Origin of the sequence: Arthrobacter sp. 9V, from assembly GCF_902506065.1 — a bacterium.
Classification (GTDB): domain Bacteria; phylum Actinomycetota; class Actinomycetes; order Actinomycetales; family Micrococcaceae; genus Arthrobacter.
The window spans coordinates 1-2,052 of the sequence record NZ_LR733025.1; the positions used below are offsets into that span (position 1 = coordinate 1).

Annotated in this window: 3 protein-coding genes; all 3 read left to right on the forward strand. The window is 74.1% G+C overall.

Annotated elements, in window-relative coordinates; genetic code table 11:
* A partial coding sequence (locus BACI9J_RS23465; RefSeq protein WP_159736728.1) for an FUSC family protein occupies nucleotides 1-798 on the forward strand: 798 nt, incomplete at its 5' end.
* A gap of 76 nt (nucleotides 799-874) precedes the next feature.
* Nucleotides 875-1,783, forward strand: coding sequence for a tRNA pseudouridine(38-40) synthase TruA (gene truA, locus BACI9J_RS23470; protein WP_017885503.1), 909 nt, complete (start codon nucleotides 875-877; stop codon nucleotides 1,781-1,783).
* Between the two features lie 23 nt (nucleotides 1,784-1,806).
* Nucleotides 1,807-2,052 (forward strand): MBL fold metallo-hydrolase (locus BACI9J_RS23475; protein WP_236558900.1); only part of this gene is annotated, 246 nt, incomplete at its 3' end.

A 2,052-nucleotide genomic window follows, 5' to 3' on the forward strand; every position in this document is an offset into this window, starting at 1 on the left:
GTCGGCGTCGGTGTGCTCGTCGGTGGGTTCCGCGTGCTGGGCGAGGGCAGCTCGTGGGTGTCCACCGCGGCGCTCTTCGTGCTGCTCGTCGGCGGCGCGCACGCCGAGGGCTACTCGCTCGGGTACCTGGTGCAGATGGCCGTGGGCGTGGTCGTCGGGCTGCTCGTCAACTTCCTGGTGTTCCCGCCGCTGCACTTCTGGGACGCCGAACACCGCATCGACGCGGTGAACGGCGTGCTCGCCGACCACCTCGACGGCCTGGCTGCCGTGCTCGAGGAGGGCAAGCGCGACGAGAAGGCGTGGGACCACCAGCAGGACCGCCTGGACCGCGCCATCGCCGACGTGCGATCGCGCGTGGCGATCGCGCACGAGAGCCGACGGCTCAACCCCCGCGGTGCCCTGCGCGGATCCCGCGCGCGGCTCCAGAAGGACGGTGGACGCTTCCGCGCGCTGGAACGGGTCGCCTGGTACACGACGGACCTCACCGAGCTCGTGGCACGTTCCGGCCCGGTGTCCGAGGGCGTCGGGCGGCCGGACCCCGCCTTCGCCACGCCCATCGCCGAGGCGGTCCGGAAGATCGCCAGCACGATCCGCGGCGACTCCCCGGAGGACCAGGCCGAGGCGGCGATCGCCGACCTCGAGCAAGCGCTCGACGCCTCGCGCGAGAACCCCTCCCACGTCGCCGTCACGTCGGCCGCGCTCGTCGCCCTGCGTGGGATCGTCGAGTCCGAGCGACGCGCCACCGACGACCTCGACACCCGCACGGGCCCGTCAGCGTTCGGTCGGCCGCGCGGCTGAACGGGTGCAGGCAGCCACGACCCGGTGGACGGGGCACCTGCCGGGAGGCACGGACCACCCCCGCTACGGTGGTCACGTGGACGAGACGGCCGGGTTGCAGGATTCCGACAGCACCGCCGACGTGCGGCTGCGGCTCGACATCGCCTACGACGGGGCCGCGTTCTCCGGGTGGGCACGGCAGCCCGGGCTCCGGACCGTGCAGGGTGCCCTCGAAGCCGCCCTCGCCACCGTCTTCACCCGCTGGGGCGAACCGCCGCTGCTCACCGTCGCCGGACGCACCGACGCCGGCGTGCACGCCACCGGGCAGGTCGCGCACCTGGACCTGTCGGCAGGGCAGTGGGCAGCACTCACCGGGAAGCGTGGGTCGGGCCGCTCACCCCTCGACGGGTTGCGCAAGCGGGTGAACGGCATCGCGGCACCCGAGGGGGACGTCGTCGTCACCGGGGCCTCGGTGGCGCCCGCCGGGTTCGACGCCCGGTTCTCGCCACTCTGGCGCCGGTACGAGTACCGGATCGCGGACGCCGACGCCCCGCGCGATCCACGTCGGCGGGGGCACACGCTCTGGCACGCGGCGCGGCTCGACCCGGCAGCGATGGAGCGCGGTGCGCTGACGCTGCTCGGGCTGCACGACTTCGCGACGTTCTGCAAGCCGCGCGAGGGGGCGACCACCATCCGGACGTTGCAGCAGTTCCGCTGGGACCGCGAGCCGGACGGCGTGCTGGTGGCGCGCCTCCAGGCCGACGCCTTCTGCCACTCGATGGTGCGGGCCATGGTCGGCGCGACCATCGCCGTCGGCGAGGGCCGCTTCGGCCCGGACCGCCTCGAGGAACTGCGCGTCGCCGAGGAACGCACCAGCGCGTTCAAGACGGCGCCCGCGAAGGGACTGACCCTGACCGAGGTGGGCTACCCGGCGGACGCTGCGCTCGCGGAGCGGGCGGAGCAGACCCGGGCCCGACGCTCGGCGGACGGTACCGTCGAGGGATGAGCCCGCGCGAACCCCGTTCCGTCGTGTCCGTCGCCCCCGGAGTCGTCTTCGTCGAGGGCCCCGTGTCCAACTGGGTGGTGCTGGCGGAGGAGGACGGCGTCGCGCTCATCGACGCGGGGTACCCGGCCGACACGGACCTGGTGCTCGACACCGTGCGCGCCGCCGGACACGACCCCGCCGACCTCCGACGCGTCTACGTCACGCACGGACACGTCGACCACGTCGGCGGCATCCCCGGGATCCTGGAGCGGTACCCGCACGTCGAGGTG